Genomic DNA, 23,481 nt, shown 5'->3' on the forward strand with positions numbered 1-23,481 from the left:
GAAAGAGGCAATTATGACAGCACCAAATATCGTAATGACACGAATCGATGAACGTTTAGTTCACGGACAGGGACAACTTTGGATTAAGACACTGGGTGTCAATACTGTAATCGTTGCGAACGATGAAGCAAGTAATGACGCAATGGCACAAACGCTGATGAAAGCCGTCATTCCAAAATCAGTAGCGATGCGTTTTTTCTCACTAGAAAAAACAATCGATGTGATTCACAAAGCATCACCGCAACAATCAATTTTCTTGATTGTGAAAGATCCCAAAGATGTCCTTACACTTGTGGAAGGGGGCGTTCCGATTACAGAAGTAAATATTGGGAACATCCACAACTGTGAAGGCAAAGAAAAAATTACCCGTTCAATATTCTTGGGCGATGAAGACAAAGCAAGTTTGAAATCATTGGCCGAGAATCACAACATGAAGTTCAATACGAAAACAACACCACGTGGTGATGATGGTTCGGTTGAAGTAGATATTACAAAATACTTATAGATAAAATCTAAGAAAGAGGAGAATATGGATATTACACTAATTCAAGCCTTACTCATAGGGCTTTGGACAGCTGCTTGTTATTCAGGGATGCTGTGGGGAATTTATACAAACCGTGCTATTTTCTTAGCATTCGGTGTCGGCGTTATCCTTGGTGATATTCCAACCGCATTACAAGTTGGAGCAATCGCTGAGTTAGCATTTATGGGATTCGGTGTTGGTGCCGGTGGTACAGTTCCACCAAACCCAATTGGTCCTGGTATTATTGGTACATTGATGGCAATTACAAACCCTTCGATTACACCTGAGAGTGCATTAGCATTATCAATGCCTTTCGCAGTTGCAATTCAATTCTTACAAACAGCAATCTATACAGTACGTGCTGGTGCACCTGAAAGTGCAAACCGTGCTTTAGACAATCAAAACTTTAAAGGCTTTAAATTCCACGCTAACTTGACACTTGTCTTGTTTGCAGTTGTTGGGTTCTTCTTGGGATTCCTCGGAGCATTTAGCATGGACTTCTTAACACAATTAGTTGGATACATCCCACAACAACTCCTAACAGGATTGAATGTTGCCGGTGGTATGTTACCTGCAATTGGATTTGCAATGATCTTATCCGTCATGGTTAAGAAAGAATTAATTCCATTTGTAATCCTAGGATATGTTCTTGCAGCATACTTAAAATTACCAGTAATTGGTATTGCATTGGTTGCGTCAATCTTTGCCGTTCAACAATATAATGCCGCAAACAACCCAGCAACAGCGGGAGCAAACACGGAGGTAGGCAACGATGACTGGATCTAATAAACTCACAAAAAAAGATTATCTAAAAACAACCCTACGTTCATACTACTTACAAAATGGGTTTAACTACAGTAACTATCAAGGACTTGGATATGCACTTGTTATGTATCCTGCGTTGCGTAAAATCCACGTTAATGACACAGATTTTGCAGCAGCACTGAAAGACAACACAGAGTTCTATAACACCAACCCACAATTGTTACCATTCATTACATCACTTCACATGGTAATGGCTGAAGAGGGAACACCTGAAGCAGAAATTCGTGGTATTAAGATGGCGTTAATGGGACCACTTGCTGGAATTGGTGATTCACTTTCACAATTTGCGATTGCACCATTGTTCTCAACAATCTTTGCTTCACTTGCAATGGAAGGTGTGACAATTGCACCGGTACTGTTCTTACTTGTCATCAATATTGTGCTCTTTAGTATTCGTTATACAATGGGACACTATGGACATAAAGTCGGTACATCCATCATTGACAAACTCAGTGAAAAAATGGAAGTAATCTCCAATGCTGCTAACATTATCGGTGTTACAGTTATTGCAGGTCTTGCCGCAACATTTGTAAAGATGAATGTAAAAATTGCATTCGCAGCTGGAGAAATTCAAGAGGGCGTAAACCAATCAACGGTTAACATTCAAGCACTTCTTGATAAAGTAGCCCCTGCACTCTTGCCAATGTTATATACAGGATTAATGTATTACCTTATTAAGAAAAAAGGGTGGAATACATACAAACTTGTACTTCTTACCGTTGTTCTTGGTATTGGACTAAGCTTCTTAGGAATCTTAGGGTAATCATTTGAAGGGACTGCATGCGTAGTCCCTTTTTCTTTCATGGAGGTTCGGATGAAATCACAATTAGAGTTAAATACACAAACATTAATATCCATTGATCAATACCGTCAATCACTCATGTCTCACCAACAACACATCCGCAAACAAGCCGATGATTTACTGGAAAATCGGTACTATTTTGTAGAAACATGGGATATGGAACGCTGCGCAGAGCCGTATACTATTGATCCGTTTGATTGGGAAGTGTGTCCCAATGGTGATGATGAATGGACATTTATGTTAAATCGTATGTCAGTCATTCCAATTCTTGTAAATGCTTCTGTTATTTGCGGTGAAAAAAAATATGCAGAACATGCACGTACCTTAATAATGGCGTGGATTCAATCCCATGATGTCATGCTTCCAGGGACTTCGACGCGGACACTTGATACCGCAATGCGGATTTCTCATTGGGTAGAAGCACTTCCATATCTTATTTATTTGGAAGTCATCAGCAGTGCAGATATAGCGCATATTGAACAATCCATCCGGAAACAATTTGCTTATTTGCGTGAAAATTATCTGCCCAAATATACCTTGAGCAATTGGGGAAGCATTCAAACCAGTGTCTTTATTCAAGTCTTACCGTTATTGGACGCGGATTACCAAAATAATGCTGACTTTAAATGGGCAAAACGAGAATTGGAACAGCAACTTCGCATTCAAGTTTATGACGATGGTTTCCACTGGGAGCAATCGACCATGTATCATGTTGAAGTCATGAATTATGTTATGAAAGCACAACGTATTCTTGAAGATTCAGAGATTGATACAATTTTGCGACGTATGGCAGATGCACTGATGTACCAACGTACACCTGATAACAAACTCGTCATGTTTGGAGACACGGATCGCAGTGATCTCACAACAATCATGACGCAATGTGCGTATGTACTAAAGGATGGCAGGTATCTAAACTTTGGTGACTCCATGGATATCTCATCACTCATCTATCTCAATATCCCTTTGGTACCATTGGAGTCGGAGAGCATAACACTACGCTCATTTGATGGCCATGATTCGGGTATGTATACAACACGCAGTGATTGGTCAAACAATGCGAACTTTACACTCTTTACCAATGGTTCATTGGGGAGTGGACATGGTCATTGTGATAACTTGCATTATGCAACGTATTATAAAGGGGATCCTGTTTTGGTAGACTCGGGACGCTTTACATACCGTGAAGACCGTATGGAACGCACATTTCTAAAGTCAATGGCTGCGCACAACAGCGTGATTCTTGATGACAACCCAATAGCACAACCGCTTGATTCCTGGACCAATGCAAAATTTATTAAACCACTAAAAAATTACGTACGCCATCATGAAGATACCCACTATTATGAAGGGGGAACTTATGGAGAAGGGGTGACACACATTCGAAAAATTCTGGTCCATGATAGTGGAATCTGGCAGATTACGGATGAAGTCCATTGTTTGGGAAATCATAAGGCGAGCATTCGCTACCAACTTGATCCCACAGTAAAAATCCAAGATAATTGTCTTACGACACAGCGAGGTCATAAGCTTAATATCATGACAGAAGGCACTCTTGAAAGTTATGAAACGCTAATGTCGGCTCATTATAACGAATGTGTGCAACATACCGTATTAATGCAAGAAATCAATTTCACCGATACACTGACAACAACAACCTTGTTTTACCCAGAATCGATGACGGTAATCAAAAAAGAAATAATTCAAGGGGCAGGAAATCGAGTCGATGATAGTGTTGCGACAGCGTATCAATTTGATGACACCATCACAACTGTTGTCCTCCATCAAGAAATTTGGCGCGGTAATAAAATTCTATTTGTTGATGAACAACCCTTCCATGCTAAGGCACTTGTGATTACAGATAAAACAATGAAGGTCTTGAGAACTTAAAAAATATGCAAAGTGCATTTGTGCTTCGCATAAGTGAGAAAACCTTGTTAAGCGGTTTACTAAGTATTATAATAGAGTAGAAAATGAACGAGGAGACACGCATGACACGAAAGTCGAAGATCACAATTAATGATATTGCCTCCCTTGCGGGAACGTCAAAAACAACCGTATCTTTTTATCTCAATGGTAAATATGACAAAATGAGTGCCGATACGCGCCAACGCATTGAAGCAGTTATTCAAGAAACAAACTATAGTCCAAGTGCTGTGGCACGATCTTTGAATGCTAAAAGTATGAAATTAATTGGTGTTATTATTGGGGACATCACCAATGACTTTGCCAATAAAATAGTCAAGGGGATTGACGATACCGCAAAAATTGATAACTATCAGCTTATTGTGGGGAACTCAAATTATGAATTCGAAAATGAAGAGAAATACGTGGACCGTATGTTGGCGTTGGGAGTTGATGGCTTCATCGTTCAACCGACAACACAGTTCAAGAGCCTCATTCCAAAGATTAAGGCAAATAATAAAGCATTGGTATTTATTGATTCACAAACCGACATGCAAAACAATTCATGGGTCAAGACAAATAACTATGAAGCAGTCTTGGAAACAACCTTAAAAATGATTGATTTGGGTTATGATGAATTTATCATGATTACCGCCGATCCAAGCGTCCTTAGTACACGTCAAGAACGCACCCAAGGATTCATTGATGCCCTTGCAATGCGTGATCGCGATTGCCAAATGGAGATCGTTGATTACGAAGTGACCTCAGATCAAATTCAAGATCGGATTAGTAAACATCTGAATCTTGGCAAAAAGACATTGGTGTTTGCAGCTAACTGTTGGTTGCTCCCAATTGTATACATGGGGATAAAACCTTATAAGAATTTGATACCTGAGACAATCGGACTTCTTGGGTTTGATAATACAGAATGGACCCAATTTTCTTCACCCTCCGTTACAACGATTGTACAACCAGCATATGAAGAAGGCAGTGTCGCTGTTCGTATTCTTATCGATAAAATCGAGGCAATAAATAACGAAGTACCAACCCAGATTCTCAAATGTGTTGTCAACTGGGAAGAATCGACATTGAAACATCAATAGAGAAGATGGGCTATCTCATCTTTTCTTTTTGAAGAAATGAAAACCCTAACAGTAAAAAAACCAACTAAATATTGCGTTTTCTACCCTTTTGGTAGGAATTCATGTATAATAAATCAGTTATAGAAAAGGAAACGATGTAATATGAAAAAAATAATTAACATAGCAGTTATTGCTCACGTTGATGCAGGTAAAAGTACATTAGTTGATGCAATGTTGAAATCAGCGGGTGTATTCCATGAAAATCAAGTAGTTCAAGACCAGGTTATGGATAGTGATGATATCGAGCGTGAGCGTGGTATTACAATCTATTCCAAAAACTGTAGTATCCAATACGGTGATATCAAAATCAATATTGTTGATACACCAGGCCATGCCGATTTCTCAAGTGAGGTAGAACGTATCATCAAAACAGTTGATACTGTTATTCTTCTTGTAGACAGTGCGGAAGGTCCAATGCCTCAAACACGTTTTGTGTTAAAAAAATCATTGGAGGCAGGCTTAAAGCCAATCTTACTTATCAACAAAATTGATAAGCCAGACCGTCGTGTTGCAGAAGTAATTGAAGAAGTTTACGAACTTTTTATGGATCTTGATGCAACAGACGAACAACTCGAATTCCCAATTCTTTATGGAATTGCGAAGAAATATATTGTTCAAGATACCTTAGAAGAAGAAGGTGTCAACATCAAACCATTGTTTGATAAGATTGTTGAACATACGCCACTCTACCCAGATTACGATAACGATCCCCTCCAACTCCAAATTTCGTCATTAGCATATGATGATTACTTAGGACGTTTGGGAATTGGACGTATTACAAAAGGCCAAATCAAAAAAGGTCAACAAGTTGCGATTGCACATAATGACGGATCTGTTAAGAAACAAGGAATCAACAAAATCTTTGAATACCAAGGATTAAAACGTGTTGAATCTGAAGTTGCTTACGCAGGGGACATTGTACTGGTTTCAGGTATCGATGATATTTCAATTGGTAACACATTGAATAACACCGATCACATTGATCCACTCCCACCAATTGTTATTGAAGAGCCAACACTTTCGATGAACTTTATGGTTAATACCTCACCTTTTGCTGGACGCGATGGAAAATATGTTACATCACGTAACATCAAAGAACGGTTGGAAAAAGAACTTGAAGTTAACGTTGGACTTCGTGTTGAAGAAACTGCATCACCGGATACATTTAGAGTATCAGGACGTGGAGAACTTCACTTGTCAATTTTAATCGAGAACATGCGTCGTGAAGGATACGAGCTTGCAATCTCAAAACCAGAAGTTATTACACAAATGATTGATGGTAAGAAACAAGAACCAATTGAAGAAGTTATTATAGAAGTCCCTGAAGCATATTCAGGAACAATGATTTCACAAATTAGCCTACGTCAAGGTGAAATGACTGATATGACCGAAGATCGCGGTATGGTTAAACAATACTGGCGCGTGCCAACACGTGGATTGATTGGTTTCCGAGGAGACTTTATCAACTCAACACGTGGTGAAGGAACAATGGTTCGTCAATTCTTTGGTTATGAACCAATGAAGGGTTCAATCCAACAACGCCAAAACGGATCAATGGTCTCAACAGAGCAAGGTCAATCAATGGCTTACTCAATCTTTAACTTACAAGAACGTGGCCAATTCTTTATCGGTGCCCAAACAGAAGTATACGAAGGTATGATTCTGGGTATTGCAGCACGTGATACAGATATGGACGTTAACCCAATTAAGAATAAGAAACTGACAGCGATTCGTAGTTCAGGACGTGATGAAGCGATGAAACTTACACCGCCAATCCAATTAACATTGGAATATGCACTTGAGTTTATTCGTGATGATGAATTAGTAGAGGTTACACCAAACTTTATTCGTCTTCGTAAACGTTACTTGAAACCACACGAAAGAAAAAATGCAAACCGTAAATCTGCAGAGTAATTAAGAAAGAGGTGTAGTAATGGCATTGGGCAATCAACCCTTAAAATATACTTTACTGAAAAAAGAAAAAGAAACAGGAGCGCGTCTTGCAACGATTGAGACGCCTCATGGTATCGTCGAAACACCGATGTTTATGCCCGTGGGTACGCTCGCAACTGTAAAATTCTTGTCTCCTGAAGATCTACACAACATCAAATCACAGGTCATCCTAAGTAATACGTATCACTTATGGCTTCGACCGGGAGAAGACATTGTGAAAGAAGCAGGTGGACTCCATAAGTTTATGAATTATGATGGTCCAATCCTTACTGACAGTGGCGGATTCCAAGTGTTTTCATTGGGGAAAATCCGTAAAATTGTTGAAGAAGGGGTCCACTTTAAGAATCATATTAACGGTGATGCCCTCTTCCTTACACCTGAAAAATCCATTCAAGTTCAAAATGACCTGGGTGCGGATATTATCATGAGTTTCGATGAATGTCCTCCATATCCTGCGACATATGAATACATGAAGGAAAGCATTGAACGTACTGTTCGATGGGCTGTTCGTGGTAAAGAAGCACATCAAAGACCACATGATCAAGCGTTGTTTGGAATTTGCCAAGGTGGTGAATTTGAGGATTTACGCAAGTGGCATGCTGAGCAATTGGTGGCTGCTGATTTCCCTGGATATTCAATTGGAGGAACCAGTGTTGGTGAACCCAAGGATGTCATGTATAAGATGATCGATGATACTATCAAGTATCTTCCAGAAGACAAACCCCGTTACCTCATGGGTGTTGGGAGTGTTGATGGATTGTTTGAAGGTGTTATTCGTGGGGTCGATATGTTTGATTGTGTCCTACCAACCCGTATTGCTCGCCATGGTGCAGCAATGACAAGTAAGGGGCGCATCAATATAAAGAGCAAACTCTTTGAGCGTGATTTTACACCACTTGATGATAATTGTGACTGCGAGGCATGTACCAATTACACACGTGCTTACCTTCGCCATCTCATTCGTACGAATGAAGGGTTGGGAATGCGCTTGTTATCCATCCATAATCTGCGTTTCTTATTGAAACTAATGGAGGATATTCGTGAAGCAATTAAAGAAGACCGTTTGCTTGAACTTCGTGATGAAGTCTATGAAGCCTATGGTTTAAATGATGGCAATACATCTGGATTCTAATTAATTAAGTGTATACTCCACATTTGGGGATACACTTTTTTTGTACATAATATCAAAAATATGTTTGACTTGAAGTTAACTCTAAGTTATATAATACCTGCAAGGAGGTAATAGTATGGAATATGTTAAACTCGGTTCAACAGGATTAGAAGTATCGAAAATTTGCTTAGGTGCGATGAGTTTTGGTGATGTATCTGCAAACTGGATGCATACTTGGGTATTGGATGCGGTGGAATCGGATGCAATCATAAAGAAAAGTTTGGAACTGGGAATTAATTTTTATGACACTGCAAATGTCTATTCCTTGGGAACAAGTGAAGTCTTCTTAGGGCATTCTTTAAAAAAATATGCAAAAAGAAATGAATACATTATCGCTACAAAAGTTGGCTCAGAAATGCGGTCGACTCCTAATGGATCTGGTCTATCAAGGAAAGCAATCTTCGAAGAAGTAGAAGCATCATTAGAACGGTTAGAGCTGGATTACATTGATATTCTCTATATACATCGATGGGATTATTCGACACCAATTGAAGAGACGATGTGTGCGTTGAATGATCTTGTGAAAAGTGGAAAAGTCTTGTATTTGGGTGCTTCATCAATGTTTGCTTGGCAATTTTCAAAAGCACAGTATACTGCGAAAATAAATGGATGGACACCGTTCTCAGTAATGCAAAATCACTATAATTTGCTCTATCGAGAAGAAGAACGGGAGATGATACCGATGTGTAGGGATATGGGTGTCGCTCTTGTTCCGTATAGTCCCCTTGCTGCAGGACGTTTGACTCGAAACTGGGAGTCAAGCTCAAAGCGATTTACAGAGGATAAAATAGCTCACCACAAGTATGATAATACCCAAGAAAGCGATAAAGAAATTGTAAAACGTGTACAGGAAGTAGCATCTAGACATAAGGTAACCCCTGCTCAGGTGGCACTTAGCTGGCTTTGGAGAAAAGGTGCAACTGCACCAATAGTAGGTGTCACAAAACTGTCTTACCTGGATGACTTTGTCGCAGCGTTTGACCTCAAACTTTCAAATGAGGAGATTGATTATCTTGATGAAAAATATAGTAGTCATCCAATAATGGGGCATAAGTAATTTAACCTCTTTTAGCGGTAATTGTATGGAATATTGTGTGTAAGAGTGTGATTTCGTATGCTTTACACATTGATAGTGCATACTGTGAAGCATGGAGGCAACACTTATGTCACGTATAAAACGAGCAATCAAAAAGATTCAAGACGAACCGATAATCGTACCGTTAGCAACACTTGTTGCTATGGATAAAGAAGGACGTGTTTTGTTAGTTAAAAATAACAAAGGCATTTACACACTTCCATCAACACAAATTAGACCCAAACAAACACTTGAAAACTCGCTCCGCATTGAAGCACAAAGCACCATGGATTTAACGGTCGGAAGTCTGTCACTGCTACGCGTCCATTCCGGGCCTGAAAACAAACAGATTCTTGCAAACGGTGAAGAGTTGTATACTATCAATACGATTTACTATTCAGAGGACTTTGTATCCAACGAAAATCATGAGTTCTTTGCTGTTGATTCTTTACCATTTGCGGTCGAATCAATGTCACGATTTGTGATTGAGAGTTATAATAGAGAAGTACAACGATCATTCATGCAATATATTCAGATACACGGAGATATTTTCTAGGAGGCGAAGCCCATGAAAACGAAACTATTTGGTATTCCGATTTATCTCAAAGGGGATGCAATTGCACTTCATAAAAAGATTCCAAATTTTGAGACAACGGATACAAAAGGGAATAAGATCAACCATCTAACCTTTATGGGAAAGAAAGTAATCATTAGTACCTTTCCAGATGTAAATACAAAAGTATGTAATTTACAAACACGTAAGTTCATCGAACAGGTTGGAAATCTTGAGAATGCTGTATTGTTGAATGTATCTACAAATTCAAAAGAAGATTTTGATGCATGGTGTGCAACGGAGGGTTTGGATGCAATCATGATTAGTGATCAGAATTGTGATCTTGCGTTGCGACTGGGACTGCAGCTTCCACTTATAAAAAAATATGCACGTGCTGTAATCCTCGTAGATGAAGAAGGATTTGTGGAGTACATTGAAGTGTTGGATGACATCAGTCATGAACCCAACTATAAAAATATTACGGATAGACTTTAAAACAAGAAGAAGCAACCAAATGGCTGCTTCTTTTTTTATTGATTGTACTTAGCGATGAAATCCAGTGGTTTAATCAAAGATTCAAGCTGGCAATCATAAATGATGACTTGAAGGATTTGTTCTTGTTTCTCTTGATCCAAACGAGGACGGATTCTTTTGATGAACTTCGTAACATTTTTTTCGCGTTTGTCATCTGTGAGTTTCTCATCCAGATAGTTTTGCTTCGCAACGATATAATTAAAAAATAAATTTGTCTTTTTATGATCCGGAAAGAGAATATTTGTTACTTCCATTAACATATCGCGTTGTTCAAGACCGAATGGAAACAATTTGTCCAAGTATTCCTTTGAATCTTGTGCTTTTTCTTCTTTAGATTTAAATAAACTGTTTAATGACATGTGATACCTCCGATTGTTGATGAAATTATAGCATATTAAAAAAAGATGTAAACCTGTGAAGTTTGTGAATTTGATAAAATATTATCAAGTGAGAATATATTTTCAAATCTTTTTAAGGAACCGGTAAACTAAAAATCGCTACTTACAAGGGGATATTTATATAATTTCCACTTAACAGTGGCTGCAAAAAACTGTGAAACCGTTTACCGAAATGTTCGAATATCTGTTGACAGAAAAAAATATGAATGATAGTATGACTTTATTAGCAGAGATGGATGCGCTTTCAAAATTAGCGCATATATATTTTTTGTTAGTTAGGAAACCGGTTTCCGAAATCGGTAATCTAATTGTAGAAAAGGAGTAAGCTATGGCTAAAGAATTGTTTAGGATGGAAGGTATATCCAAAAGTTTTCCTGGGGTAAAAGCTTTGGACAATGTTTCATTCTCCGTAAACGTTGGTGAAGTACACGGGCTTGTTGGTGAAAACGGCGCGGGAAAATCAACGCTTATGAAAATTATGTCAGGTGTTTATCAAGAGGATGAGGGTAAGATATTCATCGATAACGAGCAAGTAAAAATTGACACCGTTAAGAAAGCGCAAGAATTGGGGGTAAGTATTATCTTCCAAGAGCTTAACTTATGTCCACACCTTACGGTTGCAGATAACATATTCATTGGAAGACCACCAAAACGAGGGTTGTTCATTGATGATAAAAAGATGCATCGTGAAGCAAAAGAAATTTTGGATGGACTCGGAATTAATATAAACACGCGTGCTGTAACACGAACATTGAGTGTTGCTCAGCAACAAATGGTTGAGATTGCGAAGGCAATATCTTATAACTCAAAGATTCTTGTTCTTGACGAACCAACTGCTGCTCTTACAGAAAAAGAAATCGATCAATTGTTTGAAATCATCAAGACACTCCAAGAAAAAGGTGTAGGAATGGTCTATATTTCGCATCGTATGGAAGAACTTGAACGCATTTGCGAACGCGTCACAATCATTCGTGATGGTCAGTATATTGGAACCCATAACTATTGTGATCTTACTGTTGATGAACTTGTAAACATGATTGTTGGCCGTGAATTGGATGATAAGTTCCCCAAATACGACCGAACAATTGGTGAAGTATTCTTTGAAGCAAAAAATATTAAGACAAAAGACAACATTGAATTGGATCACTTAGAAGTGCGTAAAGGTGAAATTGTTGGGATATCGGGTCTGATGGGGTCGGGACGATCTGAGATTGTTCGTGCCATCTTCGGTGCTGATCCTGTTATTTCGAAAGAAATTTATATGCATGGTGAGCAAATCAAGATAAACAAAGTTAGTGATGCAATCAAACATGGAATCGGATACGCAACCGAGGATCGTAAGTTTGATGGTCTCGCTCTAGGACTTGATGTTAAGTACAACATCAACATGGCACATTTACCAAACATTACAAAGTTTGGGATTGTCGATGACAAACTTGGAAAAGAAAATGCAGAACATTATACAAAGGCATTGCGCATTAAGACACCAGGAATTCAACAACTTGTTGGAAACCTAAGTGGTGGAAATCAACAAAAAATTGTTTTATCAAAATGGTTATGCAATAACGTTGATTTACTCATTGTTGATGAGCCAACGCGTGGTATTGATGTTGGTGCGAAATATGAAGTCTATGAGTTATTCAATGAATTGAGTGATCAAGGTGTAGGTATCATCATGATATCATCTGAATTACCTGAAATATTGGGGATGAGTGATCGCGTTCTTGTCATTCACGAAGGTAGACTAAACGGCGAACTTGACGCGAAGACCGCAACCCAAGAGGAAATACTCTTCTTAGCTGCTGGTTACAATAAGACAAAGAAATCATCATTGATTAAAGAGGATGCTGAAGTTCATATCAGCACCTTGGATTAAATTTAGGAGGAAACATGATGAAATTTATGAAACGAGCTGTCAAGGCTGATGACGGAGAGGTTAAAGTACTCAGTCATATTAGTGCAAGTGGAAGAAAGGCGTTGTTCTCAGGCGTAGCCTTGATCTTACTCTTCTCATTCTTCGCAATTACAAAAAAAGGTTTATTTTTATCTACAGGTAACTTAATTAATATCGCACAACAAGTGGTTACATATGCAATTATTGGTTATGGACTTACATTCTGTTTGGTAAGTGGTGGTACCGATCTTAGTGCTGGGGCTTCAATGGCGCTGTCAGGGATTATTGTATTAACACTCTTATCCATGGGAATTCCTTGGCCAATCGCATTTATCGCTTCGTTGATATTTGGAATTTTGATGGGAATCTTGAATGGATTCTCGATTGAAGTCCTGGGGGTTGTGCCTTTTATCGCAACCTTGGGAACACAATGGGTATTTAGAGGTTTAGCCAACGTTATTGTTGATGGTAAACCTATCTATACAAATGTAATCGCAAGTCAGTCAACCCAAGATATCTTCTACCTCTTCGGAGCTGGGAAAATTGGTGGAACTGGATTACCTTACTCGGTAATTATTGCATTAGTTTATGGTATTATTCTGTATTTTGTCTTAGCGAAGACACGCATTGGTCGTGAAATCTACGCTTGTGGTAGCAACTTAGAAGCTGCCAAACTATCTGGAATCAACACAGTGAGAACACGTATGTTTGCATACTGTGTCAGTGGATTCTCTGCTGCAATCTGTGGAATCTTGGTTACATCACGTATCTCATCTGCGCAACCAATGGCGGGTCAAGGATATGAACTTGAAGCAATTGCTGCATCAGTTCTTGGTGGTGTTTCAAATAGTGGTGGTGAAGGGACGATTATCAACACTATTATTGGTGCGCTCATGATGGGTGTGCTCCGTAACGGTCTAAACCTAAGCGGTGTTAACTCATTCATTCAACAAGTCATTATTGGTTTCATTCTTGTTGGTGCGGTCGCACTCGAAGTATATCGTCACAAAAAACAATCTTAAACAACGATTTGCACACTATCGTTGAAGATACAAAAAATAACGGAGGAAAACATGAAAAAGTTATTAACAGTATTATTAAGTGGTTTACTATTTATCGGTCTTGTTGGATGTAGCTCAAATGACGAGAAGCCAGCAGGCGGTGATGAAGAAATAACAGTTTATTTCTTAACAAAAATTCTTGGTAATCAATATTGGTCAGTTGTTGAAGAGGGTGCACGTGCTGCAGCCGATGAGCTTGGTGTCAAACTTGTTGTTACAGGTTTAGCAAACGAAGCAGAAGTTGAAAAACAAGTACAACAACTTCAAGATGCTGTTTCAGCACAAGCAAGTGCAATTGTTATTGGACCTGTTGACAGTACAGCAATGGCAAACCCAGTTTCTGATGCCTTTAAATCAGGAATCCCTATTGTTGCCGTTGATACAATGATTAATACAGACGATTTCAGTGCTGCATTACTTACAGATAATGTTGCTGCAGGTCGTGATGCTGCTAAGAGCATGATCGAATTGCTTGAAGAAAAAGGTGTTTCAAAAGATGAAGTAGCGCAAGTCGCAATGCAAATTGGTAACAGTGGATCGCAAACAATTATTGACCGTTTGGCTGGCTTCAATGAATACTGGGATGCAAATGCACCAAAGACATGGGAAGTATTAAATAAAGACGTTAAGGTTAACGACGGTGATATCACAAAAGCTGTTAACTTTACACAAGACTTCTTAACAACATATCCAAACCTTAAAGGTGTATTTGGAGCAAACAACGGTAGTACTGTAGGATTTGTTACAGGATTAACTGAAGCAAACCGTCAAGATATTGCAATGGTTGGGTTTGACTTCTCACCTGAAATGGAAAAATTCATCAGAACAGATGGGTTTACAGCATCAACAATTGTACAAAAACAATACATGATGGGTTATGAGGGAGTTAAAGTTGCGGTTGAACTTGCTAAAGGTAACAAACCTGCAGAAAAAGTAATTGATACCGGTGTTCTTGTTGTCAGAAAGAATAACATCGACAATCCAGAAGTACAAGAAATTATTAATCCTACGAAATAAGGAAGCATAAATTAGTGTGCAAGATAAGGTACTGGATGCAACGTGTTCAGTACCTTACATATATATTTTAAAAATAGAGATAGAGGAGACAATTAAATATGAAAATGACATTAAGATGGTTCGGAACAGGCTATGATAGCGTTACATTGGAACAAATTCGTCAAATCCCTGGAGTGACAGGTGTAATCACAACACTTTACGATACAAAACCTGGTGAAGTGTGGACACAAGAAGCAATTCACGCTCTTAAAGAGGAAGTAGAAGCTTCAGGATTAAAGATTGAAGGAATTGAAAGTGTAAACGTACATGATGATATTAAAGCTGGAACTGATAAACGCGATATGTATATTGACAACTATATCGAAAGTTTGGAAAACCTCGGTAAAGAAGGCATTGATATGGTGTGTTATAACTTTATGCCAGTATTTGATTGGACTCGCTCCGATTTAGCAAAAATGCGTGAAGATGGATCAACAGTATTATCCTACGATCAAGCAATCATTGATGAAATCGATATTGATAATATCTTTGCATCCATTGATGAAAAGTCGAATGGATTTGTATTGCCTGGTTGGGAACCTGAACGTATGGAACATATTAAAGAACTCTTTGCATTATACAGTACTGTAAGCGAAGAAGATCTCTTTAATAACCTTGTTTATTTCCTTGAACGCATTATGCCAACATGTGAAAAATACGGTATTAAGATGGCAATTCACCCTGATGATCCAGCATGGCCAGTCTTTGGGTTACCACGTATTATCACAAATAAAGAAAACTTAGTTCGTTTGATGAAAGCTGTCGATAACAAACACAATGGTGTTACATTCTGCAGTGGTTCATACGGATCAAATCCTAAAAACGATCTTGTTGAAATGATTCACGCTTTAGAAGGACGTATTCATTTCGCGCATGTACGTAACATTATCTATCTTGGTGACAAGAAATTTGATGAAGCAGCACATTTATCATCCGATGGTTCACTGGATATGTACCGCATTATGGAAGCATTGTATGATACAGGATTCGATGGCCCCGTTCGTCCTGATCATGGACGCGCAATTTGGGGTGAAATCGCAATGCCAGGTTATGGACTTTACGACCGTGCAATTGGTGCATCCTACCTCAATGGTATTTGGGAAAGTTTAACGAAGACGAAGTAACCCTATGACAACTATTACAGAGCAAATTAAAAATATCGGAATTGTTCCCGTTGTTAAATTGGACGACGCAAAGGATGCAATTCCACTCGCAAAGGCGCTTATTGAAGGGGGACTTCCGTGTGCGGAGGTAACCTTTCGTACAGATGCTGCTTACGAATCCATTCGTTTGATTGCGGAAACATACCCAGAAATGCTTGTTGGAGCAGGAACAGTTCTTACAACGGAACAGGTGGATGCATCCATCGAAGCGGGCGCAAAGTTCATAGTAAGCCCAGGATTGAATCCTAAAATTGTTAAATATTGCATTGAGAAAAACATCCCAATTTTTCCAGGATGTGCGAATGCCTCGGATATTGAGCAAGCAATCGAGTGTGGATTGGAAGTCGTAAAATTCTTTCCCGCTGAAGTGAATGGCGGATTGGATGCCATTAATGCACTCTCAGGACCGTATCCAAATATGAAATTCATGCCAACAGGTGGTGTCAATCTTAAGAATATGATGCGCTATTTGAGCAGTGATAAAATCATTGCGTGTGGTGGTACGTGGATGGTCAGTGATGCTTTGATAAAATCTGGGAATTATGATGAGATTGTAAGAATTTCGCAAGAAGCTGTTAACCAAATGATCGATTTACGTTTGGATGGTATGGAATCTTCGAATGACGCTGTTTTAAGCATTCTTGATATTGAACGCACATCACACTATGTTGTATCAACAACACATCTATCACGTGCAATGTACAACCTGGCTTCAAAAGGTTATGAATTTACAACACCAAAAATGGAGTCAGGTCACATGAGCAGTGAAATTGTAGGAAAAAATATTAAATTAATTGAACGTTAATCAGGAGGTCAATATGAAAGTAGTAACATTTGGAGAAATCATGCTCCGTCTTGCACCCCATGGGTACTATCGCTTTACACAAGCACATGATTATGAGGCAACTTTTGGAGGCGGAGAGGCAAACGTCGCTGTTTCACTGGCAAACTATGGTGATGAAGCACGTTTTGTAACCAAACTCCCTACTCACGAAATTGGCGACAGTGCCGTAAATGATTTGCGTGCCAATGGTGTTGATACAGATTTCATCACGCGTGGTGGTGAACGTGTCGGGATCTACTTCCTTGAAAAAGGCGCATCTCAACGTGCATCGAATGTCATTTATGACCGAGCACATTCTTCAATTGCAACTGCAAAACCAGAAGACTTCGATTGGGACGCAATTTTCACGGACGCAGATTGGTTCCATTTTACAGGAATCACCCCAGCTTTGGGCGATAATGTCGCTGCAATCTGTGAAGAGGCCTGCAAAGTTGCCAAGGCAAAGGGTGTGCGAATCAGTTGTGATCTCAATTACCGAAAGAAACTTTGGTCAACCAAAGAAGCATCGGAAACAATGACAAAACTCGCCAAATACATCGATGTCTTGATTGCAAATGAAGAAGATTCCGAAAAAGTATTTGGAATTAAATCCCATGCAACAGACGTTACTGCGGGATCATTGAACCGTGAAGGATACATTGATGTCGCAAAACAACTTAAAGAAAAATTCAATTTTGAATATGTAGCAATCACACTTCGTGAGAGCATTACTGCCAATGATAACCGTTGGGGAGCGATGGTTTATGTCGATCAAAAACCATATTTCTCAAAACAATATGATATCCATATTGTCGACCGTGTTGGTGGTGGGGATTCATTTGCTGGAGGACTTATTTATGCACTAATGCATGGTTATGAACCGCAAGAAGCAGTTGATTTTGCAGTTGCGGCAAGTTGTCTGAAACACTCAATTGAAGGTGATTACAACCGCGTTAGCGTGGCTGAAGTAACAGCGCTTGCTGCCGGTGATGGCACAGGTCGCGTACAACGATAGGAGACAAACATGAAACTAACGGATAAAGGATTAAGCGAAGATCGCTCACAATGGGAAGCACATCATGTAAACCTTCCTGCATTTGATGTTCAAGCAGTAAGAACACGTACCTATAATGAACCAACATGGTTGCATTTTGGTGCTGGGAATCTCTTTAGAGCATATCCAAGTGTGTTACAACAAACACTCTTAAACAAAGGAATTACAGATAAAGGAATCATTGTTGCGGAAGGATTTGATTATGAAATCATTGATGAAATATTCGCAAAGAATGATAACAATAGCTTATCGGTTACATTAAAAGGTGATGGCACAACGGAAATGAATGTGATATCCAGTGTCACTGAATCCTTGCGTATTGATCAAACAAATCGTCATGATTATGAACGCTTGATTGAGATATTCAAACAACCTAGCCTACAAATGGTCAGTTTTACAATTACTGAAAAAGGCTATAATGTGCATAAGGCAGATGGATCATTTTTTGATGATGTAGCCAATGATGTAACGCATGATATTACACTTGCAAACAGCTATATTGGAAAACTTGTCAGCCTCCTACACGAGCGATTTAAAGCAGGGGCATTCCCTTTAACTCTCGTAAGTATGGACAATTGCTCGCATAACGGAACCCGTCTTTATGAAGCAGTAACGACACTTGCGGATGCATGGCATGCTAATGAATTTGTAGATGCAGCATTTATTGCTTACATAAAAGACAGTGAAAAAGTTGCATACCCATGGTCAATGATCGACAAGATTACACCCCGTCCTGATGATTCAATCAAGGATCAACTTGCAGCTATGGGATTTACGGATAGTGCACCAATCGTTACCAAGCGTGGTAGCTATGTTGCGCCGTTTGTAAACGCAGAAGAAACAGAATACTTGGTCATTGAAGACATCTTTACGAATGGTCGTCCACCACTTGAAAAAGCCGGTGTGATTTTCTCAACACGAGAAACGGTTGATAAGGTAGAAAAAATGAAAGTATGTACATGCCTTAATCCATTACATACAGCACTCGCAATCTTTGGGTGTGTTTTATCTTACGATAAAATTTCCGAGGAAATGAAGGATGAAGACCTTGTTGCACTGATCAAGAAAGTGGGCTATGTCGAGGGATTGCCAGTTGTGGTAAACCCAGGCATTATCGATCCAAAATTATTTATTGACGAAGTTATCAATGTCCGCTTCCCAAATCCATTTATGCCAGATACACCTCAACGAATTGCAACAGACACATCGCAGAAACTTTCAATTCGATTCTTAGAGACAGTTAAAGCATATGTTGCAAGCCCAACATTGGATGTAAACAGTTTGGAAGCAATTCCCTTTGTACTTGCAGGGTGGTGCCGCTATTTAATGGGTATCAATGATGATGGACAACCTTTTGAAATCAGTAATGATCCCTTGTTGAGTGAAGTTCAACCACACGTAAGTATGGTTAAACTTGGTGAAGCGAAAGATTACGCTGAAATACTAAAACCCATTCTATTAAACCGTGCTGTATTCTCAATTGATCTCTACGAAGCAGGACTCGCACCAAAAATTGTTGACTACTTTACTGCAATGGTTTCGGGACCAGGTGCCGTTCGTGAGACACTTAGAAAGTTAGTGAAATAAATGATTGAACAACTTAAAAAACAACTTGAGGTTCTAGAGTTTAAACTTTACGAACCGTCAATTCAAACTGTAGATGAAACTGTATATGCCCTTGCAGACGGTGAAGACCGTTTGCTTGTGGTATGGGGTTCTCATGCAAGTGATGCGTTCGATGCACTCATCCGTACATCTCTTGACGATAAACCGTTGATACTGTGTCATTTGAATCACGAAAACTATTGTCTCTTAGGTCACGTATTTCCTTGGATTCGTCCACAAAGTCGAGGCAGTCATCGATACTCAATGGGATTGGGAGATCGTTTGGGCATTGCAACACAAGCCCACATTAATCTTTTCAAAGACCATGATGTATTCCCAATCTTTGCCCAACAATCAATTCGTGAACTCACACTGACATCGCGTACCATTAATGATGTCATCGAATCTGCAGCTTGGTCAGTATTTGCAGAAGGCTTCACGAAAGGATATGGAGCAGATGGGGATCACTTAAAACATCCTCACGAAGTCGAATATGCACTCGAATCGGGATGTTCCATGATTACCCTTGACTGTTCAGAGTACATTAACAACCATGTGATGTCCCTCAGCAACAGTGAACTTGTAGAACTTTATGAAACCTTAGATGCAACACAACGTTTAGCATATGAAGCGCGTTATTTGGATACATCTTTTGATTTGGGTACAACAGTTGTAACTTTTACAAAAGAATCCCTAATGCAATCGGTTCTCATCTATGCTAAAGCAATTGATTTCTCACACATGATTTATGAAAAGCAAATTGTTGGTCGTCCCATTGATTTTGAAATATCGATTGATGAAACGGATGTTCCAACAACACCAGAAAACCATTTCTTTTATGGCAATGAGCTGAAAATTAGGAATGTTATTGTCTCAACAATGGCACCTCGTTTCTGTGGTGAGTTCCAAAAGGGAATTGATTATATTGGTGATATTGAACAGTTCGCAGTTGAATATCGTATCCATGAAGCAATTGCTGAATACTTTGGATACACCGTAAGTGTACACTCAGGAAGTGATAAGTTCTCGGTTTTCCCAACTGTGGGTACCGTGTCAAAACGCGGATGGCATGTTAAAACGGCAGGAACAAATTGGCTCGAAGCACTCCGTGTTATCGCGCTATGTGAGCCAAAACTCATGATTGAAATCTATGACTTTGCTCTCGAAAATCTGGACAAAGCCAAGGCGTATTACCATATTAATGCAACACGTGAGATGGGAATTGCGTTAGAAACAGTCAGTGCAACCAACGCAGAATCACTCTTAAATGATGACATGACGCGTCAAATCTTACATGTCACTTATGGTCTTATCTTAAGTGAGAAACGTGATGGAAACGCTGTATTCAAAGACCGAATTTATGATGTACTCAACACGAATTTCGCAGTTTATCAAACGGTGTTAAATAAACACATTGGTAAACATGTTTCATTATTGGGACGATAAGGAGGGAATTGCGATGTTTTTAAATGATGATTTTTTACTCACAACGGATGTGGCAAAAACTTTATTTCATGATTACGCAAAGAAACAGCCTATTGTTGACTACCATTGCCACTTAAGTCCTCAAGAAATTTATGAAGATAAAAACTTTTCGACAATCACTGAAGCGTGGCTTTATGGTGATCATTACAAATGGCGTCTAATGCGTGCAAATGGTATTGATGAATCACTCATCACAGGGAATGGTTCAGATTATGATAAGTTTATGGCCTGGGCGAAAACATTACCCCATGCGATTGGGAATCCACTTTATGCATGGACCCATTTGGAGTTAAAGCGATTCTTTGGAATCGACACAATTCTCAATGAAGAAACAGCAGATGCGATTTGGCATGAGGCCAATACCAAACTTCTTGAAAAGAAGATGAGCCGTCGTAATTTGATTCGTAATTCAAATGTCAAAGTCATCTGTACAACAGATGACCCAATTGATGATTTGCATTACCATGAGCTCATTGCTCAAGATGAAAATGAATTTCGTGTACTACCTACTTTCCGTCCCGACAAGGCGCTAAATATTCATCATGACTCATTTAATACATGGTTGAAGGCTTTAGAAGCTGTGGTTGGATATTCAATTGATACGCACCAAAAACTCTTGGATGCCTTAGAGCAGCGTGTATCATTCTTTCATGAGATGCAATGCCGACTTTCAGATCACGCATTGGATACGGTATATTTTGCAAAGTCTGATACTCAAACACTCGATGCAATCTTGATTAAAGCACGTACAGGTGAATCCATCAGTACGGATGATGTTGCCCAACACATGACCAGTGTCTTGTTGCATTTATTCAAATGTTATCATGATCGTAAATGGACGATGCAATTACACATGCATGCCTTCCGAAATGTGAATACAGCACAATTGAAAAAACTGGGTCCCGATACGGGCTATGATGGCATTAACGATGCTTTATTAATGAAACCATTATCATCCTTGTTGGATGCAGCAGAACAAAATGATGCATTACCGCGTACAATCCTCTATTCTTTGAATTCAAAAGACTATGATGTGTTATTGGCCATGATGGCAAGCTTTCAAAAAGACAGCGTTATGAAGATTCAATTGGGTTCGGGTTGGTGGTTTAACGATACCCGTTCAGGAATGCGCAAACAGATTTCAAGCTTGGCAGAGCATAGCCTCTTGGGTCATTTTGTAGGGATGTTAACGGACTCGCGCAGTTTTCTTTCATACACACGCCACGAATATTTCCGTCGTGTTTTGTGTGAACTTGTTGGGGAATGGGTTGATCGTGGTGAACTTCCTGATGACATGTCAGTGTTGGGTTCAATCATAAACAAAATTGCATACACCAACGCGAATGAACTATTTCAATAATTTTCGCGGATAAAGTATATAATAGTGTATAGGTGAGGTGCTAATATGAATCCAAAATTAGGAAGCAAAGTTACAATTAATGAAGTCGCAGAACGCGCCGGTGTTTCCAAAACAACCGTTTCTCGGTATATCAATGGCAAGTATGAGTCGATGTCGGTAGCAACACGTGAGAATCTTGAAATGATTATTCGTGAGCTTGACTACCGTCCAAGTAAAACGGCACAACGGCTGAAAGCAGATAAAACAGGGATTGTAGGTTGTGTTATTGCGGATATCCGTAGTAGTTTCTCAACAAATCTTGTCAAAGGAATCAACGATGTTTGTGCAGCACGGGACTACCAAGTGCTGTTTGCAAACACCGACAATGATCCCATAAATGAACAAAAGAGTATTGTCTCGCTTCTTGATAATAAGTTAGACGGACTCATTGTGAATACAACAGGAAGCAATGATGAATTTCTGATTGACCTTGATGCACAAGGGGTTCCCATTGTCATGGCGGACCGCTACCTTGAAAATGACCAAATCTTGGACATCGTTACTTCAACGAATTATGTGTCATCTTTTGAGTGTGTCAAATTTTTAAAAGATCAGGGTTATGATAAGGTCTACTTTGTTTCACAGACAATGGGAAACAATCGAAACCGTCTGATCCGTCATCAAGCCTATTGTGATGCCATGCAGTCTTACTTTGGAATGGATGGCAACACGAGCTCTTACTTCATATGTGGAGAAGACTGTGATGGTGAAGAAAACCAAGTCTTGGATATTCTTAAAGACATTCAAGCACAAAACGAACATAACAATGTTTGCATCTTTGCCGTAAATGGAACGGTACTATTAGAACTTGTAAAAACGATGAAAGAGAATGACTACCAAATTGGAAAAGACTTTGGTTTGTGTGGGTTTGACGATTGGGAATGGGCATCATTAATTGATCCTGGGATTACAACGATACGTCAAGATACATACATGACTGGAGTATTATCCGCAAATATTCTCATTGATCGTATTGAAAATAAAGACAATGGAGATAAACGATTGGTTGAACTTCCAACAGAAATAATCAAGAGGAATTCCACAACCATTCTAGAATAGA

The 23,481-nt window shown here is 39.2% G+C and carries 21 protein-coding genes; 20 read left to right on the forward strand and 1 reads right to left on the reverse strand.

The genetic code is table 11. The annotated features are described in order from the left end of the window. The first annotated feature begins 13 nt into the window (after positions 1-13). The 10 genes from G7062_RS02795 (at position 14) to G7062_RS02840 (ending at position 10,444) form a co-directional block, all read left to right on the forward strand. Complete coding sequence (locus tag G7062_RS02795; RefSeq protein ID WP_166064406.1) at positions 14-505, forward strand: PTS sugar transporter subunit IIB; 492 nt, start codon at positions 14-16, stop codon at positions 503-505. 24 nt (positions 506-529) lie between these two features. Then, entirely contained in the window at positions 530-1,309 is a 780-nt protein-coding gene (locus G7062_RS02800; RefSeq protein WP_166064407.1) for a PTS mannose/fructose/sorbose/N-acetylgalactosamine transporter subunit IIC, read from the forward strand. Beyond that, positions 1,296-2,111 (forward strand): PTS system mannose/fructose/sorbose family transporter subunit IID, encoded by an 816-nt coding sequence (locus G7062_RS02805; protein ID WP_166064408.1) that lies wholly within the window; start codon positions 1,296-1,298, stop codon positions 2,109-2,111. Before G7062_RS02800 ends, G7062_RS02805 begins: the two co-directional genes overlap by 14 nt. 51 nt (positions 2,112-2,162) lie before the next feature. Then, the gene (locus G7062_RS02810; protein WP_166064409.1) at positions 2,163-4,040 is read left to right on the forward strand and encodes an alginate lyase family protein; all 1,878 of its coding nucleotides are present in this window, start codon (positions 2,163-2,165) and stop codon (positions 4,038-4,040) included. 101 nt (positions 4,041-4,141) lie between these two features. Next, complete coding sequence (locus G7062_RS02815; protein ID WP_166064410.1) at positions 4,142-5,158, forward strand: LacI family DNA-binding transcriptional regulator; 1,017 nt, start codon at positions 4,142-4,144, stop codon at positions 5,156-5,158. Between the two features lie 141 nt (positions 5,159-5,299). Next, positions 5,300-7,111, forward strand: a complete 1,812-nt coding sequence (gene typA, locus G7062_RS02820; protein WP_166064411.1) for a translational GTPase TypA — start codon at positions 5,300-5,302, stop codon at positions 7,109-7,111. A gap of 19 nt (positions 7,112-7,130) precedes the next feature. Then, a complete protein-coding gene (gene tgt, locus G7062_RS02825; protein ID WP_166064412.1) occupies positions 7,131-8,282 on the forward strand; it encodes a tRNA guanosine(34) transglycosylase Tgt in 1,152 nt (383 codons plus the stop codon). Between the two features lie 115 nt (positions 8,283-8,397). After that, positions 8,398-9,378, forward strand: coding sequence for an aldo/keto reductase (locus G7062_RS02830; RefSeq protein ID WP_166064413.1), 981 nt, complete (start codon positions 8,398-8,400; stop codon positions 9,376-9,378). Between the two features lie 106 nt (positions 9,379-9,484). After that, on the forward strand, positions 9,485-9,952 hold the full coding sequence (locus G7062_RS02835; protein WP_166064414.1) for a hypothetical protein: 468 nt from the start codon (positions 9,485-9,487) through the stop codon (positions 9,950-9,952). A gap of 12 nt (positions 9,953-9,964) precedes the next feature. Then, positions 9,965-10,444: a redoxin domain-containing protein gene (locus G7062_RS02840; protein ID WP_166064415.1), complete on the forward strand. Its 480-nt coding sequence runs from the start codon at positions 9,965-9,967 to the stop codon at positions 10,442-10,444. A 35-nt stretch (positions 10,445-10,479) separates the two neighbouring features. On the opposite strand, the gene G7062_RS02845 is transcribed toward G7062_RS02840, so the two are convergent. Continuing rightward, a complete protein-coding gene (locus G7062_RS02845) occupies positions 10,480-10,842 on the reverse strand; it encodes a hypothetical protein (RefSeq protein WP_166064416.1) in 363 nt (120 codons plus the stop codon). A gap of 367 nt (positions 10,843-11,209) precedes the next feature. On the opposite strand from G7062_RS02845, the gene G7062_RS02850 reads away from it, so the two are divergent. The 10 genes from G7062_RS02850 to G7062_RS02895 all read left to right on the forward strand — a co-directional run bounded on the left by G7062_RS02850 (position 11,210) and on the right by G7062_RS02895 (position 23,480). Continuing rightward, on the forward strand, positions 11,210-12,757 hold the full coding sequence (locus G7062_RS02850; RefSeq protein ID WP_166064417.1) for a sugar ABC transporter ATP-binding protein: 1,548 nt from the start codon (positions 11,210-11,212) through the stop codon (positions 12,755-12,757). A gap of 14 nt (positions 12,758-12,771) precedes the next feature. Next, on the forward strand, positions 12,772-13,797 hold the full coding sequence (locus G7062_RS02855) for an ABC transporter permease (protein WP_166064418.1): 1,026 nt from the start codon (positions 12,772-12,774) through the stop codon (positions 13,795-13,797). 51 nt (positions 13,798-13,848) lie between these two features. Continuing rightward, positions 13,849-14,853 carry an ABC transporter substrate-binding protein gene (locus G7062_RS02860; RefSeq protein ID WP_166064419.1) on the forward strand — a complete coding sequence of 335 codons (1,005 nt, stop codon included), beginning with the start codon at positions 13,849-13,851 and terminating at the stop codon, positions 14,851-14,853. A 98-nt stretch (positions 14,854-14,951) separates the two neighbouring features. After that, positions 14,952-16,016: a mannonate dehydratase gene (gene uxuA, locus G7062_RS02865; RefSeq protein ID WP_166064420.1), complete on the forward strand. Its 1,065-nt coding sequence runs from the start codon at positions 14,952-14,954 to the stop codon at positions 16,014-16,016. Positions 16,017-16,020: 4 nt separating this feature from the next. Beyond that, positions 16,021-16,860: a bifunctional 4-hydroxy-2-oxoglutarate aldolase/2-dehydro-3-deoxy-phosphogluconate aldolase gene (locus G7062_RS02870; protein WP_166064421.1), complete on the forward strand. Its 840-nt coding sequence runs from the start codon at positions 16,021-16,023 to the stop codon at positions 16,858-16,860. A gap of 13 nt (positions 16,861-16,873) precedes the next feature. Next, a complete protein-coding gene (locus G7062_RS02875; protein ID WP_166064422.1) occupies positions 16,874-17,893 on the forward strand; it encodes a sugar kinase in 1,020 nt (339 codons plus the stop codon). A gap of 9 nt (positions 17,894-17,902) precedes the next feature. Continuing rightward, on the forward strand, positions 17,903-19,519 hold the full coding sequence (locus tag G7062_RS02880) for a mannitol dehydrogenase family protein (RefSeq protein WP_166064423.1): 1,617 nt from the start codon (positions 17,903-17,905) through the stop codon (positions 19,517-19,519). Continuing rightward, positions 19,520-20,983, forward strand: coding sequence for a tagaturonate epimerase family protein (locus G7062_RS02885; RefSeq protein WP_166064424.1), 1,464 nt, complete (start codon positions 19,520-19,522; stop codon positions 20,981-20,983). Between the two features lie 13 nt (positions 20,984-20,996). Further along, complete coding sequence (gene uxaC / locus G7062_RS02890) at positions 20,997-22,382, forward strand: glucuronate isomerase (RefSeq protein ID WP_166064425.1); 1,386 nt, start codon at positions 20,997-20,999, stop codon at positions 22,380-22,382. Between the two features lie 45 nt (positions 22,383-22,427). Then, positions 22,428-23,480: a LacI family DNA-binding transcriptional regulator gene (locus G7062_RS02895; protein WP_166064426.1), complete on the forward strand. Its 1,053-nt coding sequence runs from the start codon at positions 22,428-22,430 to the stop codon at positions 23,478-23,480. Position 23,481 lies beyond the last annotated feature (1 nt).

The organism is Erysipelothrix sp. HDW6C, assembly GCF_011299615.1.
Lineage (GTDB): Bacteria > Bacillota_I > Bacilli_A > Erysipelotrichales > Erysipelotrichaceae > Erysipelothrix.

What these genes read in the sequence shown, in the direction of transcription:
- G7062_RS02795 (WP_166064406.1), top strand. Translation starts at nt 14, where the DNA reads ATGACAGCACCAAATATCGTAATGACACGAATCGATGAACGTTTAGTT.
- G7062_RS02800 (WP_166064407.1), top strand. Translation starts at nt 530, where the DNA reads ATGGATATTACACTAATTCAAGCCTTACTCATAGGGCTTTGGACAGCT.
- G7062_RS02805 (WP_166064408.1), top strand. Translation starts at nt 1,296, where the DNA reads ATGACTGGATCTAATAAACTCACAAAAAAAGATTATCTAAAAACAACC.
- G7062_RS02810 (WP_166064409.1), top strand. Translation starts at nt 2,163, where the DNA reads ATGAAATCACAATTAGAGTTAAATACACAAACATTAATATCCATTGAT.
- G7062_RS02815 (WP_166064410.1), top strand. Translation starts at nt 4,142, where the DNA reads ATGACACGAAAGTCGAAGATCACAATTAATGATATTGCCTCCCTTGCG.
- typA (WP_166064411.1), top strand. Translation starts at nt 5,300, where the DNA reads ATGAAAAAAATAATTAACATAGCAGTTATTGCTCACGTTGATGCAGGT.
- tgt (WP_166064412.1), top strand. Translation starts at nt 7,131, where the DNA reads ATGGCATTGGGCAATCAACCCTTAAAATATACTTTACTGAAAAAAGAA.
- G7062_RS02830 (WP_166064413.1), top strand. Translation starts at nt 8,398, where the DNA reads ATGGAATATGTTAAACTCGGTTCAACAGGATTAGAAGTATCGAAAATT.
- G7062_RS02835 (WP_166064414.1), top strand. Translation starts at nt 9,485, where the DNA reads ATGTCACGTATAAAACGAGCAATCAAAAAGATTCAAGACGAACCGATA.
- G7062_RS02840 (WP_166064415.1), top strand. Translation starts at nt 9,965, where the DNA reads ATGAAAACGAAACTATTTGGTATTCCGATTTATCTCAAAGGGGATGCA.
- G7062_RS02845 (WP_166064416.1), bottom strand. Translation starts at nt 10,842, where the DNA reads ATGTCATTAAACAGTTTATTTAAATCTAAAGAAGAAAAAGCACAAGAT.
- G7062_RS02850 (WP_166064417.1), top strand. Translation starts at nt 11,210, where the DNA reads ATGGCTAAAGAATTGTTTAGGATGGAAGGTATATCCAAAAGTTTTCCT.
- G7062_RS02855 (WP_166064418.1), top strand. Translation starts at nt 12,772, where the DNA reads ATGATGAAATTTATGAAACGAGCTGTCAAGGCTGATGACGGAGAGGTT.
- G7062_RS02860 (WP_166064419.1), top strand. Translation starts at nt 13,849, where the DNA reads ATGAAAAAGTTATTAACAGTATTATTAAGTGGTTTACTATTTATCGGT.
- uxuA (WP_166064420.1), top strand. Translation starts at nt 14,952, where the DNA reads ATGAAAATGACATTAAGATGGTTCGGAACAGGCTATGATAGCGTTACA.
- G7062_RS02870 (WP_166064421.1), top strand. Translation starts at nt 16,021, where the DNA reads ATGACAACTATTACAGAGCAAATTAAAAATATCGGAATTGTTCCCGTT.
- G7062_RS02875 (WP_166064422.1), top strand. Translation starts at nt 16,874, where the DNA reads ATGAAAGTAGTAACATTTGGAGAAATCATGCTCCGTCTTGCACCCCAT.
- G7062_RS02880 (WP_166064423.1), top strand. Translation starts at nt 17,903, where the DNA reads ATGAAACTAACGGATAAAGGATTAAGCGAAGATCGCTCACAATGGGAA.
- G7062_RS02885 (WP_166064424.1), top strand. Translation starts at nt 19,520, where the DNA reads ATGATTGAACAACTTAAAAAACAACTTGAGGTTCTAGAGTTTAAACTT.
- uxaC (WP_166064425.1), top strand. Translation starts at nt 20,997, where the DNA reads ATGTTTTTAAATGATGATTTTTTACTCACAACGGATGTGGCAAAAACT.
- G7062_RS02895 (WP_166064426.1), top strand. Translation starts at nt 22,428, where the DNA reads ATGAATCCAAAATTAGGAAGCAAAGTTACAATTAATGAAGTCGCAGAA.